The sequence below is a fragment of the Reinekea blandensis MED297 genome, from assembly GCF_000153185.1.
Lineage (GTDB): Bacteria > Pseudomonadota > Gammaproteobacteria > Pseudomonadales > Natronospirillaceae > Reinekea > Reinekea blandensis.
The window spans coordinates 153,170-175,233 of the sequence record NZ_CH724150.1; the positions used below are offsets into that span (position 1 = coordinate 153,170).

The 22,064-nt window shown below is 50.9% G+C and carries 27 protein-coding genes; 21 read left to right on the top strand and 6 right to left on the bottom strand.

Annotation, left to right across the window (positions count from 1 at the left end; all coding sequences use genetic code 11):
* The first annotated feature begins 60 nt into the window (after nucleotides 1–60).
* The 18 genes from MED297_RS22600 (at nucleotide 61) to flhB (ending at nucleotide 15,388) form a co-directional block, all read left to right on the top strand.
* Entirely contained in the window at nucleotides 61–165 is a 105-nt protein-coding gene (locus MED297_RS22600; RefSeq protein WP_336884821.1) for a hypothetical protein, read from the top strand.
* On the top strand, nucleotides 162–1,118 hold the full coding sequence (fliF, locus tag MED297_RS22505; RefSeq protein ID WP_008043248.1) for a flagellar basal-body MS-ring/collar protein FliF: 957 nt from the start codon (nucleotides 162–164) through the stop codon (nucleotides 1,116–1,118). Before MED297_RS22600 ends, fliF begins: the two co-directional genes overlap by 4 nt.
* Nucleotides 1,111–2,169, top strand: a complete 1,059-nt coding sequence (gene fliG, locus MED297_RS06070) for a flagellar motor switch protein FliG (RefSeq protein WP_008043249.1) — start codon at nucleotides 1,111–1,113, stop codon at nucleotides 2,167–2,169. Before fliF ends, fliG begins: the two co-directional genes overlap by 8 nt.
* Before the next feature lie 5 nt (nucleotides 2,170–2,174).
* Nucleotides 2,175–3,323 (top strand): flagellar assembly protein FliH, encoded by a 1,149-nt coding sequence (locus MED297_RS06075; RefSeq protein ID WP_008043250.1) that lies wholly within the window; start codon nucleotides 2,175–2,177, stop codon nucleotides 3,321–3,323.
* Nucleotides 3,301–4,761, top strand: coding sequence for a flagellar protein export ATPase FliI (gene fliI / locus MED297_RS06080; protein ID WP_008043251.1), 1,461 nt, complete (start codon nucleotides 3,301–3,303; stop codon nucleotides 4,759–4,761). The genes MED297_RS06075 and fliI overlap by 23 nt, the downstream gene beginning before the upstream one ends.
* Nucleotides 4,758–5,192: a flagellar export protein FliJ gene (gene fliJ / locus MED297_RS06085; protein ID WP_008043252.1), complete on the top strand. Its 435-nt coding sequence runs from the start codon at nucleotides 4,758–4,760 to the stop codon at nucleotides 5,190–5,192. The genes fliI and fliJ overlap by 4 nt, the downstream gene beginning before the upstream one ends.
* 317 nt (nucleotides 5,193–5,509) lie before the next feature.
* Nucleotides 5,510–5,809, top strand: coding sequence for an STAS domain-containing protein (locus MED297_RS06090; protein ID WP_008043254.1), 300 nt, complete (start codon nucleotides 5,510–5,512; stop codon nucleotides 5,807–5,809).
* A 12-nt stretch (nucleotides 5,810–5,821) separates the two neighbouring features.
* Nucleotides 5,822–7,507, top strand: coding sequence for an ATP-binding SpoIIE family protein phosphatase (locus MED297_RS06095; protein WP_008043256.1), 1,686 nt, complete (start codon nucleotides 5,822–5,824; stop codon nucleotides 7,505–7,507).
* Nucleotide 7,508: 1 nt separating this feature from the next.
* Nucleotides 7,509–7,844 (top strand): Hpt domain-containing protein, encoded by a 336-nt coding sequence (locus MED297_RS06100; protein WP_008043257.1) that lies wholly within the window; start codon nucleotides 7,509–7,511, stop codon nucleotides 7,842–7,844.
* A gap of 62 nt (nucleotides 7,845–7,906) precedes the next feature.
* The gene (locus MED297_RS21110; protein WP_083779363.1) at nucleotides 7,907–9,511 is read left to right on the top strand and encodes a flagellar hook-length control protein FliK; all 1,605 of its coding nucleotides are present in this window, start codon (nucleotides 7,907–7,909) and stop codon (nucleotides 9,509–9,511) included.
* 215 nt (nucleotides 9,512–9,726) lie between these two features.
* Nucleotides 9,727–10,260: a flagellar basal body-associated FliL family protein gene (locus MED297_RS06110; RefSeq protein ID WP_008043259.1), complete on the top strand. Its 534-nt coding sequence runs from the start codon at nucleotides 9,727–9,729 to the stop codon at nucleotides 10,258–10,260.
* A gap of 8 nt (nucleotides 10,261–10,268) precedes the next feature.
* Nucleotides 10,269–11,351: a flagellar motor switch protein FliM gene (fliM, locus tag MED297_RS06115; RefSeq protein ID WP_008043261.1), complete on the top strand. Its 1,083-nt coding sequence runs from the start codon at nucleotides 10,269–10,271 to the stop codon at nucleotides 11,349–11,351.
* Nucleotides 11,344–11,841 (top strand): flagellar motor switch protein FliN, encoded by a 498-nt coding sequence (gene fliN / locus MED297_RS06120; RefSeq protein WP_008043262.1) that lies wholly within the window; start codon nucleotides 11,344–11,346, stop codon nucleotides 11,839–11,841. The genes fliM and fliN overlap by 8 nt, the downstream gene beginning before the upstream one ends.
* A 15-nt stretch (nucleotides 11,842–11,856) precedes the next feature.
* On the top strand, nucleotides 11,857–12,306 hold the full coding sequence (gene fliO, locus MED297_RS06125; protein WP_083779364.1) for a flagellar biosynthetic protein FliO: 450 nt from the start codon (nucleotides 11,857–11,859) through the stop codon (nucleotides 12,304–12,306).
* A 31-nt stretch (nucleotides 12,307–12,337) separates the two neighbouring features.
* Nucleotides 12,338–13,060 carry a flagellar type III secretion system pore protein FliP gene (gene fliP, locus MED297_RS06130; protein WP_050762892.1) on the top strand — a complete coding sequence of 241 codons (723 nt, stop codon included), beginning with the start codon at nucleotides 12,338–12,340 and terminating at the stop codon, nucleotides 13,058–13,060.
* Between the two features lie 45 nt (nucleotides 13,061–13,105).
* Nucleotides 13,106–13,375 carry a flagellar biosynthetic protein FliQ gene (locus MED297_RS06135; protein WP_008043268.1) on the top strand — a complete coding sequence of 90 codons (270 nt, stop codon included), beginning with the start codon at nucleotides 13,106–13,108 and terminating at the stop codon, nucleotides 13,373–13,375.
* A gap of 7 nt (nucleotides 13,376–13,382) precedes the next feature.
* Nucleotides 13,383–14,159, top strand: coding sequence for a flagellar biosynthetic protein FliR (gene fliR, locus MED297_RS06140; protein WP_154650859.1), 777 nt, complete (start codon nucleotides 13,383–13,385; stop codon nucleotides 14,157–14,159).
* A 92-nt stretch (nucleotides 14,160–14,251) separates the two neighbouring features.
* Nucleotides 14,252–15,388 (top strand): flagellar biosynthesis protein FlhB, encoded by a 1,137-nt coding sequence (gene flhB / locus MED297_RS06145; RefSeq protein ID WP_008043272.1) that lies wholly within the window; start codon nucleotides 14,252–14,254, stop codon nucleotides 15,386–15,388.
* A gap of 31 nt (nucleotides 15,389–15,419) precedes the next feature.
* Here the strand turns inward: flhB and MED297_RS06150 are convergent, their stop codons facing one another.
* Genes MED297_RS06150 through MED297_RS06160 form a run of 3 tightly spaced genes read right to left on the bottom strand, consistent with a single transcriptional unit; the run spans nucleotide 15,420 to nucleotide 17,070 of the window.
* A complete protein-coding gene (locus MED297_RS06150) occupies nucleotides 15,420–16,124 on the bottom strand; it encodes a heparan-alpha-glucosaminide N-acetyltransferase (protein ID WP_008043273.1) in 705 nt (234 codons plus the stop codon).
* A 45-nt stretch (nucleotides 16,125–16,169) separates the two neighbouring features.
* Nucleotides 16,170–16,712 carry a hypothetical protein gene (locus tag MED297_RS06155; RefSeq protein WP_008043274.1) on the bottom strand — a complete coding sequence of 181 codons (543 nt, stop codon included), beginning with the start codon at nucleotides 16,710–16,712 and terminating at the stop codon, nucleotides 16,170–16,172.
* A gap of 22 nt (nucleotides 16,713–16,734) precedes the next feature.
* Nucleotides 16,735–17,070 (bottom strand): hypothetical protein, encoded by a 336-nt coding sequence (locus tag MED297_RS06160; protein WP_040556698.1) that lies wholly within the window; start codon nucleotides 17,068–17,070, stop codon nucleotides 16,735–16,737.
* A gap of 165 nt (nucleotides 17,071–17,235) precedes the next feature.
* Here MED297_RS06160 and MED297_RS06165 point away from each other — a divergent pair, with 165 nt between their 5' ends.
* Entirely contained in the window at nucleotides 17,236–18,270 is a 1,035-nt protein-coding gene (locus MED297_RS06165; RefSeq protein ID WP_008043276.1) for an NADP(H)-dependent aldo-keto reductase, read from the top strand.
* 17 nt (nucleotides 18,271–18,287) lie between these two features.
* Here MED297_RS06165 and MED297_RS06170 read toward each other — a convergent pair whose 3' ends face one another.
* Together MED297_RS06170 and MED297_RS06175 are read right to left on the bottom strand one after the other, a co-directional pair.
* Nucleotides 18,288–18,557 carry a PilZ domain-containing protein gene (locus MED297_RS06170; protein ID WP_008043277.1) on the bottom strand — a complete coding sequence of 90 codons (270 nt, stop codon included), beginning with the start codon at nucleotides 18,555–18,557 and terminating at the stop codon, nucleotides 18,288–18,290.
* 27 nt (nucleotides 18,558–18,584) lie between these two features.
* Nucleotides 18,585–19,361: a hydroxyacylglutathione hydrolase family protein gene (locus tag MED297_RS06175; RefSeq protein ID WP_008043278.1), complete on the bottom strand. Its 777-nt coding sequence runs from the start codon at nucleotides 19,359–19,361 to the stop codon at nucleotides 18,585–18,587.
* A gap of 63 nt (nucleotides 19,362–19,424) precedes the next feature.
* On the opposite strand from MED297_RS06175, the gene yaaA reads away from it, so the two are divergent.
* Together yaaA and MED297_RS06185 are read left to right on the top strand one after the other, a co-directional pair.
* On the top strand, nucleotides 19,425–20,225 hold the full coding sequence (yaaA, locus tag MED297_RS06180; RefSeq protein WP_008043280.1) for a peroxide stress protein YaaA: 801 nt from the start codon (nucleotides 19,425–19,427) through the stop codon (nucleotides 20,223–20,225).
* Between the two features lie 11 nt (nucleotides 20,226–20,236).
* Nucleotides 20,237–20,824 (top strand): YajG family lipoprotein, encoded by a 588-nt coding sequence (locus MED297_RS06185; RefSeq protein WP_008043282.1) that lies wholly within the window; start codon nucleotides 20,237–20,239, stop codon nucleotides 20,822–20,824.
* Between the two features lie 65 nt (nucleotides 20,825–20,889).
* On the opposite strand, the gene MED297_RS06190 is transcribed toward MED297_RS06185, so the two are convergent.
* The gene (locus tag MED297_RS06190; RefSeq protein WP_008043283.1) at nucleotides 20,890–21,795 is read right to left on the bottom strand and encodes a LysR family transcriptional regulator; all 906 of its coding nucleotides are present in this window, start codon (nucleotides 21,793–21,795) and stop codon (nucleotides 20,890–20,892) included.
* Nucleotides 21,796–22,064: the final 269 nt, after the last annotated feature.

The window sequence follows — 22,064 nt, forward strand, 5'->3', positions numbered from 1 at the left end:
TTTTGCTGAACTCTACGCAGTGCTGAACTTGCCGATGACTCCGTCAAGGCAATTCGTAATCTGGTCGCGACTTCCATTCCTGAACTGCGCGCTGAAAATGTTTCTATCGTGGATCAGCGTGGTCGATTGCTCAGCGATGATGAAGAAATCTTGAAGAAGAAATGACCAATCGTCAGTTTGAATACCAACGTAAAGTTGAAGAATCCATGCTGGCGCGGGTGAACTCCATTTTGTCACCGATCATTGGTGGCGATAAATTTCAGGCCGAAGTCTCAGCGGACATCGACTTTACCAAAGTTGAGCAGGCCGAAGAGCTGTTCAACCCCGATCTCATCGCCAAGCGCAGCGAACAGACCATTTCTGAAGAACGGGTTGGCGAAGAACAGGGCGGCATCCCCGGGGCATTGACCAATCAGCCACCGACCGATGCGGAAGCGCCTGAAGAAGTCGATGGTCAGGGTCAGGCAAATGGGCCACCGCGATCCTCACGTGACGAGGCCACTATTAACTACGAGGTGGATCGAACGCTGAGTTATACCCAGTTCCAACAGGGACGGGTACGCCGGCTGACGGTTGCGGTTGTCGTCGATGATCTGGAGGTCACCGATCCCGAAACCGGTGAAACTGTCACGCAGGCCTGGGATGAAGCATCGTTACAGCGCCTTAGAACACTGGTTCAGGACGCCGTAGGATATGATGCCTCCCGGGGAGACAGCATTAACGTCATTAATTCGGAGTTTCTGGCCGAACAGGACGCGGTTGAGCAGGTTCCGTTTTACGCAGAACCCTGGTTCTGGGAAATCGCGAAACAAATCCTGGCCGGGTTATTTGTACTAATATTGATATTCGGTATTCTGCGACCCGCGGTTCGTAACCTGCTCGCAAAAGGCGAAGATGAGCAGGCTGAAAGTGATGAAGATGCCGCGTTGGCTCAACTGGATGTCGATGAAGATCTGATTGCGGACGATAAAGTCAGTTTGAGCGCAGTGGACGAGTATAACCTGCCCGGACCGTCTGAAAGCTTTGAACGACAGTTAGACGCGTTGCGCGGTCTGATTGCCGAAGACCCGGGCCGCGTTGCCCTGGTGTTGAAACGTTGGATTATGAGCAATGACTGAAAATAACCGGAATCTGCCAGTGACACAGGACGTTGAGACGTTTGAAAAAGTTCTCGACGGTGTACCCATGCAGATGCGAGCGGCGATGCTGCTCATGAGCGTTGGAGAAGCCGACGCTGCCGAAGTATTAAAGCACCTGGGACCGAAGGAAGTGCAACGAGTCGGGACCGCCATGTCATCAATCCCGGAAGTAAAACAGGAACAGATCGAAGGGGTCGTCCGGCTGTTTTTGGAAGAAGTTGGTGGTCAAACCGGTTTGGGTGTGGGTGCAGATGACTACATTCGTAAAATGCTCACGCAGGCCTTGGGTGAAGATAAAGCCGCTGGCCTGATTGATCGAATTTTGCTCGGTGGTAATACCACGGGCCTTGATACCTTGAAGTGGATGGAGCCACGAGCCGTAGCGGATATCATTCGCAACGAACACCCTCAGATTCAAACCATTGTTTTAGCTTACCTGGAGCCCGATCAGGCCAGCGAGGTACTGGCTCAGTTTCCTGAAAAAGTGCGCCTGGATATCGTCATGCGCGTTGCTGCTCTGGAAAGCGTCCAGCCTGCTGCCTTGCAGGAACTGAATGCCATTCTCGAGAAACAGTTCTCCGCCAGTGCCGGTACTCAATCGCAAATGTTGGGTGGTGTGAAAACTGCGGCCGAAATTATGAACTTCCTTGAATCGAGTATCGAAGCGGAAATCATGGACGGCATTAAAGAAGTGGACGAAGATCTTGCCAATGAAATCTCTGATCTGATGTTTGTCTTCGATAACCTGATTGACGTTGATGATCGAGGCATTCAGGCCTTGTTGCGTGAAGTGTCGACCGATTCTCTGAAGATTGCACTGCGCGGTACGGACAGCAGCTTGTCTGACAAAATCCTTGGCAACATGTCCAAACGAGCGGCTGAAATTCTCAAAGACGATATGGAAGCGATGGGTCCGGTCAAGGTGTCCGAAGTCGAACTCGCGCAAAAAGAAATTCTTGGTATTGCCCGACGTATGTCCGATGCCGGTGAAATCGTGCTCGGAGGTGCTGGTGGTGAAGACATGCTGTAACCCTTATGTCCGTTACTCATAAAGGCGTCGTCCGGCGCAATGACGCCGACATTGAAGATTACAACCTGCCGCGTTGGGACAAAGACGGGAACCTGGTGAAGCCGGCCAGAGCGCCGGAAAAGGCCACGGAAGTTGAGGATGTCGCGGAACAGGACATCAAGATGCCGACTCTGGCCGAAATTGAAGCCATCCGGGAGGCCGCTTACAACGAAGGGTTTGAACAGGGTTACGAAGGAGGCATGAAAGAAGGCCACCGTACCGGTGAGCAAAGCGGTTTGCAGCAGGGGCATGAGCAAGGCTATCAGGATGGTTTGGCTCAAGGTCGCGAAGAAGGCTTGAACCAAGCCTTAACCGAAGAGCGCGAGAAAACCGATCAGAAGCTTGCCGTACTGGATGCGGTCAGCGAAACCTTGAAAGGGCAGGTGCAACAAGAACAGGAGGCATTGAAAGAAGCGTTGCTGGCGCTGTCCGTTCGAATTGCCCGACAGGTTGTTCAGGATGAACTCCGTCTTGAACCAAACCATATTGCTCAGGTTGTGCATGCGGCCGTACAAAGTTTACCAAACCCTGATGACCGCTTAACGGTACAGGTTCACCCCGATGATTTACCCGTGGTCCGTGACATGGCTGAATCGCACTGGACTCTGGAAACAACAGAAGAAGTCGCTGTAGGCGGGTGCATAGTAAAAAGCGGGTACAGCCTGGTCGATTACACTCTCGAACATCGCTTCAGTAACGCTGTAGCGCACTTTCTGAGCGAACTGGCGCCAGCCGATCCTGAAAAGATTCAGACACCGTTGTCTGAGCAGGCGCTGATGCCGAATGACGGCATTACCGACGAAACGACGTCCCTTGAAGATGGGGATGACGTGTCTGAAAACGCCGAACAATCCGCCAGTTCAACAGATAACCGCGATCAATCGGAGGCGTTTGTAGCGGGTTCAGTGCAATCGGGTTCGCTCAACGAACCAGCTGCGGAACCATCGGCCGGTTCGATGACGGAGGAAGATATCGAGCCGGACTCTCAGGAAGCCGAGTCTTACCAGCCAGACCACGATGATTCAGGTTCTATGACCGAAGGCGACCCTGACAAAGTAGAAGCCACACGGAACCAAGCGGAGGAACCTCGCGATGAGTCAGACACCTCTGAGTGATTTTCTGAAGCACAGTGAAAAATGGGTGCCTCGTCAGTCCGACCCGGTGTGCCAGGGTCGTTTAACCCGAATGGTTGGGCTCACTCTGGAAGCGGTCGGGCTCAATGCCAGTATCGGGCAACGGTGTCAGGTTGTGGACCATCATCAGCGCGTCGAAGCGGAGGTGGTGGGTTTCCATGACGATAAAACCTTCCTGATGCCGGTGCAGGCTATTCATAACTTGCGGGCCGGTGCACGGGTTGTGCCCCTGGAAGTGGCTAACGAGCTGGTCATAGGAGATGAGCTGCTTGGACGTGTGGTCAACGGTTTTGGTGAGCCGATTGACGGCAAAGGCGCCTTACTTTGCCGGGCACAGCAAAGTCTAAATGGTGAGTACATTAATCCCTTGCATCGCGAACCCATTCGTCAGCCTTTAGATGTCGGTATTCGGGCCATTAACTCTTTACTGACGGTAGGGCGCGGACAGCGTTTGGGACTGTTTGCCGGCTCGGGAGTCGGTAAATCTGTCTTACTCGGTATGATGACGCGCTTTACCGATGCGGACATCACCATCGTAGGATTGATTGGTGAGCGGGGTCGTGAGGTAAAAGAGTTTATCGAGGAAATTTTGGGTGATGAGGGGTTAGCCCGCAGCGTTGTAGTCGCATCACCGGCGGATGATGCACCCTTACTTCGCTTACGCGCGGCGCAGTACACAACGGCCATTGCCGAGTACTTCCGTTCTCAGGGAAAAACTGTCTTGCTGTTGATGGATTCGCTAACCCGATATGCCCAGGCTCAGCGTGAAATTGCTCTCGCCATTGGTGAGCCGCCGGCAACCAAAGGGTATCCACCTTCCGTATTTGCGCGGTTGCCTCAGTTAGTCGAGCGGGCCGGCAATGCCGAAAAAGGCGGTGGCTCCATTACAGCCTTTTATACGGTATTGACCGAAGGTGATGACCAGCAGGACCCAATCGCGGATTCTTCGCGAGCGATTCTGGATGGTCACTTTGTTCTGAATCGGAAACTGGCTGAAGAAGGACATTACCCGGCCATTGATATTGAACAGAGTATTTCCCGGGTAATGCCTCAGGTCGTGTCAGAGGATCACCTGAAAGCCGCCCAGGCAACCAAGCAGCTGTGGTCGACCTACTCACAAAACCGGGACCTGATATCGATCGGCGCGTACACCAAAGGCAGTAATCAGGAAATTGATCAGGCCATTGCCTTGCAACCGATCATCCGGGACTTTTTGCGTCAGGGTTTAAAAGAGCAGGTACCTTATCAGCAATCGGTCGATCTGCTGAAAGCGGTGCTCGGCTCAGGGCAGGCACCTGCCAATACGTCGGCGTCAGGCGGGGCTGTGGCGGGCGGACGGCCGATTAAGGGGCGTAACACCGGTGGGATGGCGCGTGGCAAACCGGTTCGAGGTGCTCAACCGTCACAGGGTAATGCATGAGTCGCTCGAGCCGATTAAAGATTGTTGAGCGTTTGGCTGTCCAGCGTGAAGAGCAGGCGGCACAGGCTTTGGCACAGGTTCGAGCGCAGATCGAAACGGAAGAAAAACGGCTCGAAGAGTTGGTCTCTTATCGTCAGGAGTACCTGTCATATCTTGATGAACAAGGGACAAAAGGCATTTCGATGCAGCAATGGCATCGGACACAAAGCTTTATTGATCAGCTGGCGACTCTATCCGGGCGTCAGCAACAAACCATCGAAGGCTGGCGTTCTCGTGAGCAGCAGATTTTAGAAAAGTGGCGTGAACTTTATCAACGCCGAAAAAATATTGGTCGGTTCATCGACAAAATCTCGACCGAAGAGGCCATTGCAGCCGATAAACAAGAGCAAAAATTGATCGATGAGCTGGTGAATCAACGTTACAGCGGTTAATCCTGCGGTGCGTTGGTGTTCTAACGTTGTTATTGACCCGCTATGCGGCCCGGAGCTGGATCGTGTTCCTGGCTGGCAGGGCGAATGGACTGCAAATTTGGCCGTGTTTTATGCTAAATATTGCGATGAACCCGGCAGACTGAACTGTGTCAGTCTAAACTGCTGTTTGAAAGTGCTGCTTTTCCCGCTAATATGTGAAATCAGCACCCGGCGTCTTAGCGCAGGTGTATGAGACTCCGAACCGGTCCAACTGCAGAATCGGCAGAACGACCACTGATAAGCTTTAATGCACAGCGATCCATAGACGAGGAATATTTATGGCTGTCAACGCGACGACAAATGGAAATTCGATCACTATCAAGGTGTCGGGTCGATTTGATTTCAGCTCTCATCAGGAGTTCCGGCAGATTTATGAAAGTGTTCCTGCGGATGTGACGCGCTACACGGTCGATATGTCTGATGCGACCTATCTGGACAGCTCGGCACTGGGAATGTTGTTATTAATGCGTGATCATGCCGGTGGCGATAACGCGAGTATTGAAATCGTCAACTGCAATGATGATGTTAAGAAAATATTGACTATTTCCAACTTCGGCCAGCTGTTCAAAATCAGCTGAGCTGACTGAGTTATGTCCAAACCGCTCCGTATTCTGATTGCAGATGATAACGAAACGGATCGGATGATTCTCCGGACCATTGTCCGGAAAGAAGGGCACGAAGTCCTCCTGGCCGCGAATGGTGAGGAGGCCGTCCATCTGTTCGAAACCGGTCGGCCAGACCTGATCCTTCTCGATGTATTGATGCCTGTGATGGATGGCGTTCGTGCCGCAGAAGAAATCCGTAAAGATACCCGTCGTGCTTACGTTCCTATCATTTTCCTGACGTCGCTACAGGATGCCGAATCGCTCGCGCAATGTCTCGATTCCGGCGGAGACGATTTTTTATCCAAACCCTATAACCGAGTCATTCTTAAGGCCAAAATTAAAGCGTTCGGGCGCATGCGGCATATGCATGAAAAACTTCAGGAGCACAACCGGCAGATGGTTATCGAGCAGCAAGTCGCCAAAACCATCTTCGACAATGTGGCTCACTCTGGTTGCCTTAATCATTCGAATATTTCTTACAGTCTGTCACCTTTGTCGGTGTTTAATGGCGATACCGTGTTAGCCGAACGTAAACCCGATGGCGGGATGCATCTGTTTCTGGGGGACTTTACCGGGCACGGGTTACCGGCTGCGATCGGCGCTATGCCGTTAGCCGAAATCTTTTATGGAATGACGGCAAAAGGATTCTCAATGGAAGAGGTGCTGCGCGAAGTCAACAGTAAGCTGCGCACCATTTTGCCTGTCGGTGTCTTTTGCTGCGGTTGTTTTATTGAACTGGATTTTTATGAAAAATCCAGTCAGATCTGGTTGGGCGGTTTGCCGGATATGGTGTGTCTGAGGCGCGACAGTGGAACCATTGAAACTGTTGCCTCACAAAATCTACCGCTGGGGGTTCGGGATCCGCATCAGTTCGAACCTGTATTTCATGAACTGTTACTTTCCGACGGCGATGAGTTGTTTATTTGGTCAGATGGTATCATTGAGGCACGCAACAGTGAGGAAGAGATGTTTGGCGAAGAGCGTTTGTTAGCGCTTTTCCAACAGCCGGACACCGGAGCCATGTTTGATCGGATTCTCAATGAGGTGGATCATTTCATGGGCGAGTCTGGTGCAGACGATGATTTGACTTTACTGTCGGTGCGAATGGTCGATATCGATGAGATCGGTTTGCCAGACTTTAACTCGCAACGAGGGTCGCTCGGTGGCCCGCTGCACTGGGACTTTTCCTATAAGCTGTATGGTGAATCGCTCAAGGAATTCAGCCCTTTGCCGTTGATGCTGAATATACTGACCGAAGTCGAGGGTTTGCGCTCAATGAGCGGTCAGTTATACACTTTGTTGGCTGAGTTGTATTCAAATGCGTTGGAGCATGGTGTGTTGCAGTTGCCATCCTCCCTGAAGGCGTCTCGTGATGGGTTTGCCACCTATTACTTGCAACGCGAGCAACGCATCAATAATGTAGACAGTGGTTACATTGTTTTAAAAGCACGCCACATTCCAACCACGGATGGTGGATTGTTGGAACTGTACGTTGAAGACAGCGGTCAGGGGTTTGATCATCGAACTGTGCTGGGTAAAGAGACTCCGAATAAGGGGTATTCCGGACGGGGATTGCCATTGATTCGTGGCATATGTGAAGATTTTGAGTATAACGAAACCGGTAATGCCGTCAGAGCGACCGTTCGCTGGCGGCGAACAGAAAAGGATTAGTATGAATTACGGTCGCATAGACTATCAAGCTCTGGCTGAACTCAAAGAGATGCTGGAAGATGAGTTTGTCGAACTGGTGGAAACCTACGTTCGGGATACCCACCAAAAGCTGACGACACTGACAGAGTTGAGCCCACCTCAAGATGCTGACGAAGTTCGGAAAGTCGCTCACAGCCTAAAGGGTGCCAGTATAAACCTCGGCCTGCTGAGGTTAGGAGAAATCTGCCTTGCCTTGGAAGCTCAGGCTAAGGACAACATCATTCGAGATTACGAGCAGCACCTGGAGGAGATTCAGGCTGAAGTTGACTTTGTTTTCGGCGAACTGCAAAGACTTTAAAAAAAGCTGGCCCCGCAATTGCAAAACAGAAACCGTCTACTTACTTTAAAGGTCGTCGGTTCATGCTGTCTAACACCAGTAGCCCACTATCATTGCTAACCTCCGCTGATACGCCTGCGGCCCTGCCGCTAGGCGCTTCCGTGCCGTCTGGAGAGTCTGACAGTACTGAACAGTCCGGGTTTATGGCTCTGTTTCAACAATTCGGATCAGGCGATGCTTTGACGACGGACGAGCAGGATTTTGCCGCGCTGATACGTCGAATAGAACAAGAAAGCGGTGAAAAGTTTCCGCTGGATACGCTAAATGCCTTGTTGAAGCAGGAAGGCTATAACCTGTTTGAGTCTGGATTACTGCCCGTTGACGATTCCCCTGGATTGGATCTTCCTTTTCATAGTCAACCGGCATCACCGGAACAGCTGACCGGTGATGAGTTACTCAGTTATTTGATGGCGAACCCCAAAGAGTCTCTATCGGAAAACGAACTGACGACCTTACAATCTCAGCTGAAACGTATTATCCAGGCTTTAGAGACTGCCGATGGTGTTACTCCAATTTCGGCATCCGAGGAGGAAGGGTCTGAAGCTTCGCCGTTTAATACCGTCTTACCTTTGTTGAAAGAGGTACAAGAATGGTTGTCTGACCTATTCGTTTCTGACGCCGATTCAACGAAAGAGTCAGAGGGCGTCGACTTGGCGGGTGACGATGCTGACACTTTGGTGCTTTCTGACTCGCCGTTAGCATCGTCAATCGCAACCATTAACCAGACCGTCATTCAAGGTGGGCAACCCTTATCAACTGAAGACAAAGACAGTTCACCCGACGTAAAAACGATCGATCCACTTAAACCCGGTTCAGGTGAGCAACGACCCGAATCGGCAATAGGACTTCGATTTCGCGCCGATGGTGTTCCATTGACTAAGCCCGCCGACGTTCGTATCGAGTCCTCTTTAGAGGGTGTCAACAAAGTATTGGGTTCGACAACGGAGCCGGACTCAAAACCCATCGTGATGGATGCCACCTTAAAAACGAACTCTGTTGAAGCGGATAAACCCACTGTCATTGGCGAGTTACGGAATGAGCGATCGGCGCCAGTGCCCGAACAGGAGCGGTCAATGCGCTTGGATGCCATGATGGGAGACTTGACGGCTGATGAGCGCAATGCGCTCGAACTTGGCCCAGGCGCTTCCCGGGTTGCTTTGAGTAAAACGGCTGATGCCCCACAGTTGATGCAAAACTTGGCAGAGCAAATGGCTCGGCCGATGAAACTGCAAGAGGCTGCACAGGCCCTAACGGATCGGATTCAAACCATGGTCGCCGGTGGCTTGCAACGTGCGGTCATCCGGTTGGATCCACCCGAACTGGGTGCTCTTGAACTACGGGTACATGTACAGAATGATCAGACACAGGTTCAGATCATTTCTCCGTCGCCTCAGGTTCGGGAAGCGCTGGAACAGAACTCGGTACGTTTGCGTGAAGCATTGGCGCAGCAGGGGCTGGATCTGACTCATGTGGACGTCTCTGATCAGCATCGTCAAACAGGCTCGGACAGCTCGAATGAGGGGCGAAATCAATCGGACTCTGGTGATTCCGTGGTCGCAGAGGATGAGTTGATTGACGAGGCACCCGTACAGAGTGTTCGTCAGGGTTTGGTGGACCATTATATCTGACGCTGAGGTGTCGGTAATTTGACATGGGTTGGTGTTTGCCCGGTAGTGAAGGTGGTTTGGGTCATCTTTAAGTCACCAACACGCAATTACCGGAAAGCCGGGCGCTATTTACGTTTGCCCGGATGAAAATATCCTGCTGCGGACCTACACTGTTTGGCATTGGTCACAGTGGCACATTGATTGCTGTTTGAATGACAGAGTTGTGAGGAGTCATTATGGCGGAAGAAGACGCCATCGAAGGTGAAGAAAGCGGTAAAAAGAACGCCGGTAAACTGAAGTTGATCATCTTCATCGTACTGGGGGTGTTGCTGGTGGCTGGGTTGTCTATTTTTGCAACCTGGTTTTTGATGAAAGACCGTATGGTAGAGCCGGATCAACCGGGTATCAGCGAGATTCCATTAGAAGAACCGCAGATGACGGTCGAGCAGGGTGAAGCGATCTACCACGCTATGCAGCCGGCGTTTATTGTGAATTACTCCAATGGCGGAAGATCGCGCTTTTTACAGATTGAGTTGTCCGTATTAACGCGAGACCCGGCGGCCATTGAGGTTTTGATTCTGCACAACCCGCTGATCCGGAACAATCTTCTGGACGTGTTTGCAGCGCAGAATATTAACCAACTGGCAACGGCTGAAGGTAAGCAGAAGTTGGTGGACGATCTGACATCCGCTATCCAGGATGTCCTGATTATTGAAATGGGGCGACCCGGCATAGAATCGGTTTTGTTCCGAAGCTTTGTGATGCAATAGAGGTTGATGTGCAGGATTTACTTTCACAAGACGAAATTGATGCGCTACTTCACGGCATTGATGACGGAGCTGTCGACGAAGACGACGGTGCCGATGCTGAGGGTGTCAAATCCTACGACCTGACCTCTCAGGACCGCATTGTTCGGGGTCGAATGCCGACCCTGGAAATGATCAATGAGCGATTTGCCCGTTATACCCGGATCAGCATGTTTAACTTTCTTCGACGGTCTGCCGACGTTGCAACCGGAGGCATTCAGATTCTGAAGTTCGGCGAATACGTGCATACCCTCTACGTGCCAACCAGTTTGAATCTGGTCAAGGTTCGACCGTTGCGGGGAACGGCGTTGTTTATTCTGGATGCCAAGCTGGTGTTTAAACTGGTCGACAATTTTTTCGGCGGTGATGGTCGTCACGCCAAGATTGAGGGCCGGGAGTTCACGCCAACGGAAATCCGTGTCGTACAGATGATTCTGTCTCAGGTTTTTCAGGACATGAAGGAAGCCTGGGGAGCCGTACTTGACGTTGATTTTGAGTACATGTCGAGCGAAGTAAACCCGGCCATGGCCAATATCGTTTCACCGAGTGAAGTGGTCGTGGTCAGCACCTTTCACATTGAGTTGGATGGCGGTGGCGGTGATTTGCACATGACACTGCCGTACTCAATGATTGAACCCGTGCGGGATGTGCTCGATGCCGGGGTGCAGTCGGACGTCGACGAAATTGATGAGCGGTGGGTGGAATCCCTGCGGCATGACATCCTGGGCGCCAAAGTGCCAACCAATGCGGTAGTCGCCGAACGTGAAATCAAATTGCGCGAACTGGTGGATCTGCAGGCCGGTGATGTGATTCCCATTGACCTACCGGAAACGATTAAATTTACAGCAAACGGTATTCCGCTGTTTGAAACCAAACTGGGGCAGTGTGGTGACAATCTGGCGCTGCGAGTTGAACGACCGGTTCGCAAGATGAGTCGCGATATTGGCGACATGAAAACCCGTCTGTTAGGGATGAGAACCAAAAACAGGGAAGAGAAAGCCCTGGAAGCTATGAATGAAGCGATGAAAGAAGCGCAGGAGTCTAAACATGAGTGATGAAGATCTGCCGAACGAAGGCGAAGAAAATCAAGACGGTGGTCCGCAGATCGATGCCGATGCTCTCGCCGATGAAGTGGCTGCCGGAGCAGACGATCAGGCGCTGGCTGATGAATGGGCTGCGGCAATGGAAGAGTCTGGCGATGCTGACAGCGATGACAGTGACGATCCGCAAGTTGCGCCACTTGAGCAGTTTGATTCTACAGCCGGTTCAGAGTTTAACGAGGATAACCCCAATCTTGATGTGATTCTGGATATTCCAGTTACGATCTCGATGGAAGTTGGTGCTACTCAGATTCCTATTCGCAACCTGCTGCAACTGAACCAAGGCTCTGTCATTGAGTTGGACCGACTGGCCGGTGAACCTCTTGATGTGTTGGTGAATGGGCGGCTGATTGCTCACGGTGAGGTGGTGATGGTGAATGAGAAGTTTGGCATACGCTTGACCGATGTGGTCAGTCAACAGGAGCGAGTGCAGCGACTGAGCTGACCCTGAGGAATCTCAATGCAATCTGGACTAATGTTTATGCTCCCCACCCTGATGACCGCGGGTGCCGCCGCATCCACGGGCATTAACGGAACCACCCCGAATGATTACCTGAAGGTTTTTGTCGCCCTGTGTTTCATAGTTGGCCTTATCTTTGCGTGTGCATGGATCATACGACGAATGTCTGGCGGCGTCGGGCTGAACCAGAAACACATTCAGATTTTATCGGTGATGCCTCTGGGCACACGAGAAAAATTGATGATCATTCGTGCCGCTGATGAGTATCTGCTCATTGGTGTCACTGCACAGGGTATTCAGACCCTGCATCGTTATGACGGCCCTGTTGATCTGGCCAATCCGACGCAATCCAGTCCGTTCGCTGATCGACTGAAAGGGTTGTTGAAGGGTTTAGACAGTGATCCATTGGCCAAGCACAAACACACATCTAACGGGGAAGATAAACCCTGAACTCGCTGTCAGATTCCTGACGAAAGCGCTCCTGCTGTTACTGATTCTGGCTGCGCTGAATCCGGCTGAGGCCGCCGGTATACCCGCGTTGACGCTGGAAACCACCGAGGACGGTGGCACCCGTTACTCCGTGACCATTCAAATTTTAGCCATCATGACGGCGCTGACGTTTATTCCGGCGGCGTTGATGATGATGACCAGCTTTACCCGAATCATTGTGGTGTTTGCCATCTTGCGTCAGGCCATCGGGCTGCAACAGACACCGTCGAATCAGATGTTGATCGGTTTAGCGTTGTTCCTGACGTTTTTTATCATGGCACCCGTATTTAACGAAGTGAATGCCAACGCCATACAACCTTACATAGCTGAAGATATCTTACCGTTGGAAGCTGTTGATAGGGCGGTTGAGCCAATGAAGCGTTTTATGTTGGCGCAAACGCGTGAGTCGGATTTGGGGCTGTTTATTCGGTTGGCTGACGAGGAGGGCAACTTCGATGACCCTCAACAGGTACCGCTTAACATTCTGATGCCGGCGTTCGTCACCAGTGAGTTAAAAACTGCGTTTCAAATCGGTTTTCTTCTGTTTATTCCGTTTCTCATCATCGATCTGGTCATCGCCTCTATTCTGATGGCCATGGGCATGATGATGTTGTCGCCGATTATCATCTCACTGCCATTCAAGATCATGCTGTTTGTTTTGGTTGATGGATGGGCCATGGTCATGGGGTCGGTGGCCGCCAGTTTTAATATGTAGCTTGCAGACAAGTCTGCGGTAAATGACTGAACTAAGGAGCGTAAAATGGACGCGATGAACATTGCGGACCTGTTTTCCGAGGCACTTTACATCGTTGTGATCATCGTCAGCATCATCATTGTGCCGAGTCTGATTGTGGGGTTGATTGTGTCGACGTTTCAAGCGGCCACCCAGATTAACGAGCAGACCCTAAGCTTTTTACCGCGCTTGTTGGTGACCTTGCTGATGATGATTTTTGCTGGCCCTTATCTTGTAAATAAGGTGGTTGAGTTCGCCAACACCATCTACATGAATATTCCGATTTTGATTGGATGAACCTGTCGTGATCGAACTAACCGATGCCATGATTGCCAGTTGGGTCAGCCATTTTATGTGGCCCTTCTTCAGGCTCGGTGCTTTTTTTGTGATTGTGCCGGTGCTGGGCGCTCGACTGATTCCGGTTCGGGTCCGGCTCGGATTAGCCTTTGTGATCACCTATACCATTTATCCGCTTTTACCGGATATGCCGATTATCGAAGCGGTCGATGTTCAGACCTTCATGATCATCCTCGAGCAGATTCTCATTGGTACCACGTTAGGGTTTCTGGTGTTTGTCATTCTGCAAATTTTTATATTGGCCGGTCAGACCATTTCAATGCAGATGGGGTTGGGGTTTGCATCAATGGTCGATCCGGCAAACGGCGTCTCCGTTGCTGTACTGAGTCAGTGGTATCAGGTTTTGGTAACACTGGTGTATCTGGCGATCAATGGTCATTTGTTGACGTTGGAAGTGGTGGTGGATTCATTCTATACCTTGCCGGTTGGTCAGGGGCTGTTCACGGTTGAAAGCTGGCGCCTATTATCTGAGTTTGGCGCTTGGTTGTTTCGTGCCAGTCTGATGCTGGCATTACCAGCGGTGACGGCATTGTTGTTGGTAAACCTGACCTTTGGTGTGATGACCCGAGCGGCGCCGCAGTTGAATGTTTTTGCACTGGGTTTTCCGATTACCATGCTGGGCGGGTTGGTGATTGTTTGGGTCAGTTACGCGGCTGCGGCGCCTTTGGTGCGTCAATATCTTAACGTCCACATTGATTTTATGAGAGCGCTGATCGGGTATTGACCAGACTCGCTGATTACTTTCGCAGGTCATCAGTGACATCCGGTTTATTGCCGCATGACTGATTTAGCGTTAATCCTGTATCAGGAAGCAAAATGGCTGAACAAGATACATCACAAGAAAAAACAGAGGAACCCACGCCCAGGAAACTGGAAAAGGCGAAAGAAGATGGGGACATTGCCCGATCGAAAGAGCTTAATACCAGTGCCATTCTGATTGTCTCGGCGATTTGTTTTCTGGTGTTTGGTCGCATGATGGGAACAACCATGATGCGGATTATGGAATTCTGTTTCTCGTTTGATCCGAGAGCCAGCTGGGATGTCATTGTTGCCGGCGAATACGTATCCGTCGTGGCCGGTGAAGCTTTGCTCAGCATCGTACCTTTGTTTGGTTTTTTACTGTTGGCTGCGCTCTTTGCGCCTATTGGACTGGGTGGGTGGAATTTTTCGACAAAGGCCCTTGCACCTAAAGGTTCGCGAATGAACCCTTTAAGCGGTATCAAACGCATGTTCTCAATGAACTCACTGGTTGAGCTGTTGAAGGGGTGGGGCAAGGTCATTGTTGTGGCCACGGCGGCCATTCTGGTGCTGATCAGTTTAAAAAATGAGTTCTTATCGATGGTCTTCCAACCGACGGAAAGTGCTATCACACATGCGGTGGAAGTCATTGCGTGGTCATTCTTACTGCTGGCGGCCAGTACCGTTTTGATCGCTATTGTCGACATTCCCTTTCAGATCTACAGCCATACGAAAAAGCTTCGTATGACGATGCAGGAGATAAAAGAAGAATACAAAAACACGGAAGGTAAGCCGGAAGTCAAAGCGAAAATAAAGCAGTTGCAACGCGAAATGGCGAACCGCCGGATGATGAGCGATGTGCCGGAAGCCGACGTTATCATCACCAACCCAACCCATTATGCCGTGGCCCTGAAATACGATCCGAACGCCATGCCTGCGCCGTTGATGGTAGCGAAAGGTGTCGATGAAGTGGCGTTTAAAATTCGTGAAATCGGTCAGGAGTACGACGTGCCCGTGTTGGAAATGCCGGCACTCGCCCGATCTATTTACCACCACACCCGAATCGGTGATGAAATTCCCGAGGGTCTCTATGTCGCGGTTGCCCAGGTACTGGCATACATTTACCAGATCGATCAATGGCAGAAGGGCAATATGAAACAACGTCCACCGAAACCTCAGACACCAATTCCGGATGATCTGCGCGCAGACGAGTAATAACGCCGAAGGAAATCATTTAAATGGTCGGTTAGTTCACCAGCTTATGAATCAACCACGCGAGACCGAACAGCGGCGGTTGATGAAACAGATAGATCAGTAAACTGTGTCGGCTGATAAACTGCACCGGTCGTTCTAGTGGCCCTAAAGGCAACGCTGAAAAACCAAAAAAGCGTTGTTGTCCGAGCCAGATACCTATCAGCACCATGCCCACCCAGGGAATGAGCCTGGTTAAGTCTTGTGTGCCTTTGGGCAGGTTTAACGGGTCGTTGAATGCTACCCAAAGAGGGTGAAGGTTAAACCAAGGCGTGAGATTGTACAGCAGGAATACGCTGACACCGATCGTCAACGCCAGTGCTGGGCGACGCACGAATGGCAACGCCAAAACAGAAGCCACGGTGATAAAATGCAGTACACCAAACCAGACCCAGCTACGCGGGTACATGAGCAGTGTCGAAATGGAAATGATCAAAGCGCCGGCGGCTATTTTGGCCTCTCGCCACCAAAACTTCCGCCATCGAATGGTTGGGTAGTGCGCAAGATACAGACCGGCACCCACTGATGTAAAAAACAAGGTAACAATCAGGAATCGGAACCAGGTAAAAAAACCGCCGTTCATCTCGAAAGTCAGAAAACCAAAAACACTCAAGTCGTAGCAGAAGTGGAAAATGGCCATCAGTATTACCGCGATACCGCGGAATTGATCAATCAGTATGAGGCGGTTGCTGATACCCATGGACTTAGTCAGCTAGAAAGTTGGCCCGGATTAAAGCGCATAGTGCTAAAAGGCGTCAACCTGAGTACCTGCATTAATTGGCTGAATTGGTACGTAATGAAGTTGATGATGCGGCCGGTTCACGTTCCACGCGAGTTGATGCCTGAGGATCGAAGAAGGACTGCGCCAACTGGATTTCAGTAGCACACGATCAGACGCCAGTTCATTAGCGATTTCTGTAGAGCTGAGTTGGCTGGACGCGTCGGCAGAATCCCGATAGAGGAGTTCATCCGTATTGGGTGGCCCAAACTGATCCGAAATCAGCGTTTTCACGGTTTGATAGTGTTCATAAGCCCGTTGGGAGTTCATGGGCTGAAGAGGACGGAATAAAAAGCGTCCTTCAGTGAGCTGTCCGTTAGTAAACTGATACACGATTCTGGTTTCGTCGATTCCGGGTAGGGTAACCGAGTAAATCAGATAATCGTCGACGCCGAATGGGGTTAGATTGGTGCGCGTTTCCAGTGCTTTGACTTCATCGGGCGTCATCCCCCAATCGGCCACGCCAAAGTCTGCAGCAATAGCCATCGCTGCGAGTAGCCAGAGTGCCATGATCCGGCACCCTGTTTTCAGATTAGGAATTGAACAGATCGAGTAGCTCATCACCAGATAACCGATTGAAATCTTTCAGAGTCTTCTCTGGTTTATCGGCCGGTTTTGCCACACCTTTGGCGTTTTCTTCGGCTTTTTTCAATCGTTGTTTGACTGACTGAATGCCAGAGGTTGTGTCCTTTATCTGGTTTTCTTCCAGAAACCGTTGATAGGCCGATTTCTGGCGTTTTTTATGTTTGCTCAACCGGTTATGAGAGGGTATCTTGCCTTTCTCTCCCTGTTTGATGAAGTCTTTCTTTGAACCGGTTTTAACGCCGATTTTGTCTTTCATCGTGCGGGATTTCTTTTTGCGTGCCATGGGTAAACCTGTTTGCCAGAGGGTTGAACGCTGTGAATATCGCAGATTACAGAGTCGGATTTCGTCCGGTCAGTAACATCGGATGCAGGATCGCTGATTTGTCTGCGATTTAATACAGCCACTGAGTATAGCGAAAATACATTTAAAAAGATTGGGGAATTTTGTATGGAAATGCGTCAATTAGGCCGTACAGACCTGAAGGTTTCAAAGCTTTGTCTGGGCACCATGACCTGGGGTGAGCAGAACACTGAAACCGAAGCTCACGAACAGATGGATCTCGCCTTAGACCGTGGCATTAACTTCTTTGACGCTGCCGAGATGTACCCGGTTCCTCCTCGACCGGAAACTCAGGGGTTGACCGAGCGATATATCGGGACCTGGTTTGCTAAAACGGGTAAGCGAGATCAGGTGGTTTTGGCCACAAAAATTGCATCAACCGGTATGGACTATATCCGTCCGGACTCGAATCTCAGGGCGGAGCAGATTGTAGAGGCCGTGGATAAGAGTCTGCAGAGGTTACAAACTGACTATATCGATCTTTACCAACTGCATTGGCCGAGTCGGTCGACGAACTACTTTGGTCAGCTGGGTTATCGGTACCCGCAGCCACAGTCACAGGAGGTGTCGATCGAAGAAACTCTGACGGCCTGTGATCGCCTGGTTCGCGCCGGAAAAATCCGACATGTAGGACTTTCCAATGAGACTCCCTGGGGTGTTGCAAGGTTTCTGCAAACCGCCGAGTCAGAAGGGTTGGCACGGGTGGTATCCATTCAAAACCCATACAGCCTGTTGAATCGCACGTTTGAAGTGGGTCTGGCTGAGTTTTCGCATCGCGAATCGGTGGGGTTGTTGGCTTACTCACCGTTGGGGATGGGGGTTTTAACTGGGAAATATCGTCATGGTGCCAAGCCTCAAGGCGCCCGATTGTCGATGTTTACCCGTTTTCAGCGCTACAGCACGGAACTAGCGACGAAAACCACTGAACGATACCTGCAAATCGCCGATCACTACAGCATGAAGCCGGCGCAAATGGCATTGTCGTTCGTCACTGAACAACCGTTTGTGACGTCGAACATCATTGGAGCGACCACTCTGGATCAGTTATCTGAGAATATCGACAGTGCCGACCTGATTCTGCCGGAAGCCGTATTAAAGGCGATTGAGGCCATTCACAGCGAACAGCCAAATCCTTGCCCATAAAACGGGTTTACTTCGCCTCAGGTGCTTAGTTTGAGGCCAATCCGGGTGTCGCTCACCCGGACGACCTCGGCGGAAACCTTAGGGGCCGGCATCGGCAAGCCTTTGACCTGAGCGCTGAGCATCTGTCCTTCCTGCCACTCATGAGTTGTCTGCAGAGGCAGGTTGATGCCGATACCTCCGTCTGAAATGTCCCAGGTCTCGACAGCCAGTGAATCGCCGTTTGGAAATGTCAGCTCTACGGTTAACTGAATCGGTGTACGGGGGTGTTCACGTTTTTCACGGCCCATTTTGTTTGGTTGTCCTTTTTTTGGAAGTTACCACTGATCACGGCGTGACCGGAGTTCAAAGAAGCGCTCCTTCTGGGTCAGGTGCGTGAAGTCGTCATGGTTCTCGATCCAGTCAGCTTGCAGGCTTAAAAATGGATTGTAACGGTATTCATCGGCCAGCCGCATCACCGATCGTGTGTCCGGTGTCTGTTTATCCACGGTGTCGAGAGTCGTTCGGGCAGGTTCGCAGTCAGGGAAATGGTTCAGAACAAACTTGAGATTGGTGCAAATGTAATCATGTCCCGGAAACAGTCGTGTTTGTGGTCGGAGCAGGGACTTGAGTCGATCGACCGTCTGGTAAAGTTCACTGACGTTTCCAGAGCGGGTATTCCCAACACCGGCGTTAAACAGGGTGTCGGCACACACCAGAAAGTCCCGTTCAGATAGCTGAGGATCTTGGTATAAGAAAACGCCGTGACCCGGCGTGTGACCAGGCGTCAGGTAGTGTGTCAGCGTCTCTTTGCCGAGCCGGACTTCCTGCCCGTCTTCCAGCCAGATATCCGACTCAAAGAGCCCGTTACAGGTCATTGGCGCGAAGCTTTTTGCTCCGGTTAGTTCTCGTAGTGAGTTCAGACCCCGAATGTGGTCGCCATGTTCATGCGTTAACCAGATCTGAATGATCGTCAGCGAGTGTTTTTTGGCGATATCGACGATATGGTTCGCATCAAATGGGTCGATAGCCGCAGCCTGTTGCGTTGTGGGGCAGTAAACCAGATGATTGTAGTTTGCCAGTGAATTTGGCACATAGGTTCGGATAATTTCCATGATGCAGAGACCTGTTATCATCGGATGAGTGATTGGTAAGGCAGTTTAGGGGTAATTAATTTCATGGTGAAGATGTTAGCGGTGATTTCCCCCGCAAAAACACTGGATTTTGACAACGAAGCACCCGTCGAAACCGTCACAGACTATCGTTTAGCTGACGAAGCTCAAGCGCTGGTCGAAGTGATGAAGCAAAAATCGACCGCGGATTTAAAAAAGATGATGAAGCTGTCGGATAAACTGGCCCAGTTGAATGTGGACCGGTTTCAGCATTGGACGCCTGAAATGACGGCGTCTAACAGCAAGGCGGCACTGTTTGCATTCAAGGGTGACGTCTATACCGGGCTCAGCGCTGAAACGCTGACTGAACCGCAGATTCATGAGTCCCAGAACAGAGTTCGTATTCTGTCTGGTTTGTACGGTTTATTACGACCACTCGACCGGATTCAGCCCTATCGTCTGGAAATGGGTACTCGGGTATCCACCGACGCTGGTAAAAACCTTTATGAGTTCTGGGGACCTAAGATCACCGATTTGCTGAACGTGGATCTGGAAGGATCGGGTGCTGGTGCGCTGCTGAACCTGGCATCGGAAGAGTACTTTAAAGCTGTAAAGACCGATCAGATAATCTGTCCGATCATCACGCCGGTGTTCAAAGATGAAAAGAATGGGCAATACAAAATCATTTCGTTTTACGCGAAGAAAGCCCGGGGGATGATGGTACGCTATCTGCTGGAAGAACAGCCAAAAAACTTGGAAGACCTGAAAACATTCAATTATGCTGGCTATCAGTATTCGGAAGCCGATTCCAGCGAGACCCAATGGGTGTTTAAACGTCCCGAGTCGGCTGCAAACACTAATAAGTGAAGGAACCAGTTATGAGAGACTCTGTTCGTGTTCTGACCCGTTGGGTCATGCTGTTGTCAGTGGTTTGGGTGTTTGTCGGGTGTGCGCAGCTATCCCCCCAGCAAGTGCGTTTTTCCCCGAGTCTGGAAACTGACCAACTGATCACCGGCAACGGCACCGCCAGCCTGATCGTCGAGGACAAGCGCGCCGATAAGGTTATCGGGCATCGCGGTGGTGTGTACGAAGATACGTCGGTTATTGTACCGGAGCGGCCGTTGACAGCGGTGATTGAGGAAATGGCACTGCAGGTGATGGCCCAGGCGGGCGTAGAAATATCCACGGCCTTTCCGGACTATGATGTTGCGATTCAGTTAGACAAACTGTCCTACATGACTGAAAACCGAAACGCGAGCATTAAGCGCACGACGGCGGCTGCAGCCATCAGTATTCGTGTACGTCGGGATAATACAACTTTTGAGAACGGATACTCTACGACCCAGTACATTGAGACTGTGGGTTATCCGAGCGAAGAAAAAAATGAAGAGCTGTTGAACAATGTCTTTGAATCCGTTCTGCAGCGTATGTTCAGCGACCCGGAACTGGATGTATTTATCGAATAAGACGTTTGATTACCGACGAGCAGGAACTTCCTGCTCCTGTCGGTGCGTTGGACGATTTCGTGGAATCAGAGATCGTCAAGCTTGTTTTCATCAAAGTAACTGGCCATAAAATCGACAAACGCCCGGCTCTTTGCTGACAGATAACGATTTTCCGGATACACCACATGAATGGTTCGCACCGGGAAGTGAATATCCGGCAGAATATGAACCAGCTTTCCGGAGTCCAGGTGTTCCCGAATCATATACACGGGCAGGGCAGCCAGCCCCATGCCGTTTAAGGCTGCTTCGCATAAGGTGTCGAGATCGTTCACGGTAAAACGGCGATCCTTGTTACTCAACCCTGCCTCTTTGATGAACCGTTTGATCCAGCGCGGCTCGGCAAAATCAATGCCCGACACCATTAAGATGAAATGATTGACGAGTTCATTCAGCGCTTCTGGCTGGCCATGCTCTGCCAGGTATTCTTTTGATCCGACCAGAATCACTTTTTGTCGTGCGACTGGCCGTGCAACAAGGCGGCTGTCCTGCAGTGAACCCAGGTGAATCGCGAGATCGATCCCCTCTCTGACCAGATCCAGGCCTTTATCGGCTAAGGTCAGATCAAAGTTGACATCGGGGTACTGCTCTAAGAACTGTGCGAAGATTTTCATCAACATGGCGCGCCCGAAGGTCGGCGTGGCTGAAATTTTCAGCGTGCCTCTTGGGCTGGTTTCCAGATCCTTTACCATGTGTTCGGCTTCTTCCAGATCCTCCAGAAGCCGGCTACAGCGGTTAAAGAACAACTGCCCGGCTTCGGTTGGGCTGACCGAACGCGTTGTACGGTTCAGTAAACGAACCCCCAATCGATCTTCGAGCAAGCTGATTTGCTTACTGACGGCTGATGGCGTGAGACCGAGCTGGTGAGCGGCGTTGGTGAAATTGTTGGCTTTAACAACGGTGGTGAAGATGATCAGAGAGTCCAATCGGGCCATGAGATCTGTCCTGAATCCATGTTTTGCACAAATGATAGAGTTTCAATAGTCATTAATCCAGACATATTAATGAGTCATTTTCCATAATATTGCTCGTTTTTAACAGGTTTACATAACCGGAAGGTCATTGACCCGGTTTTGGTAGGCTGGTTGCCGGGTAGGTTCACTCGGTATAACTCGGCGAGTGCCACTAAATGCAGACGGATGCAGTTTACAAAAAGTCACGCAAAATCGCTTCAGAACGAGGCAAGCCGGCCGTTAACCCCACT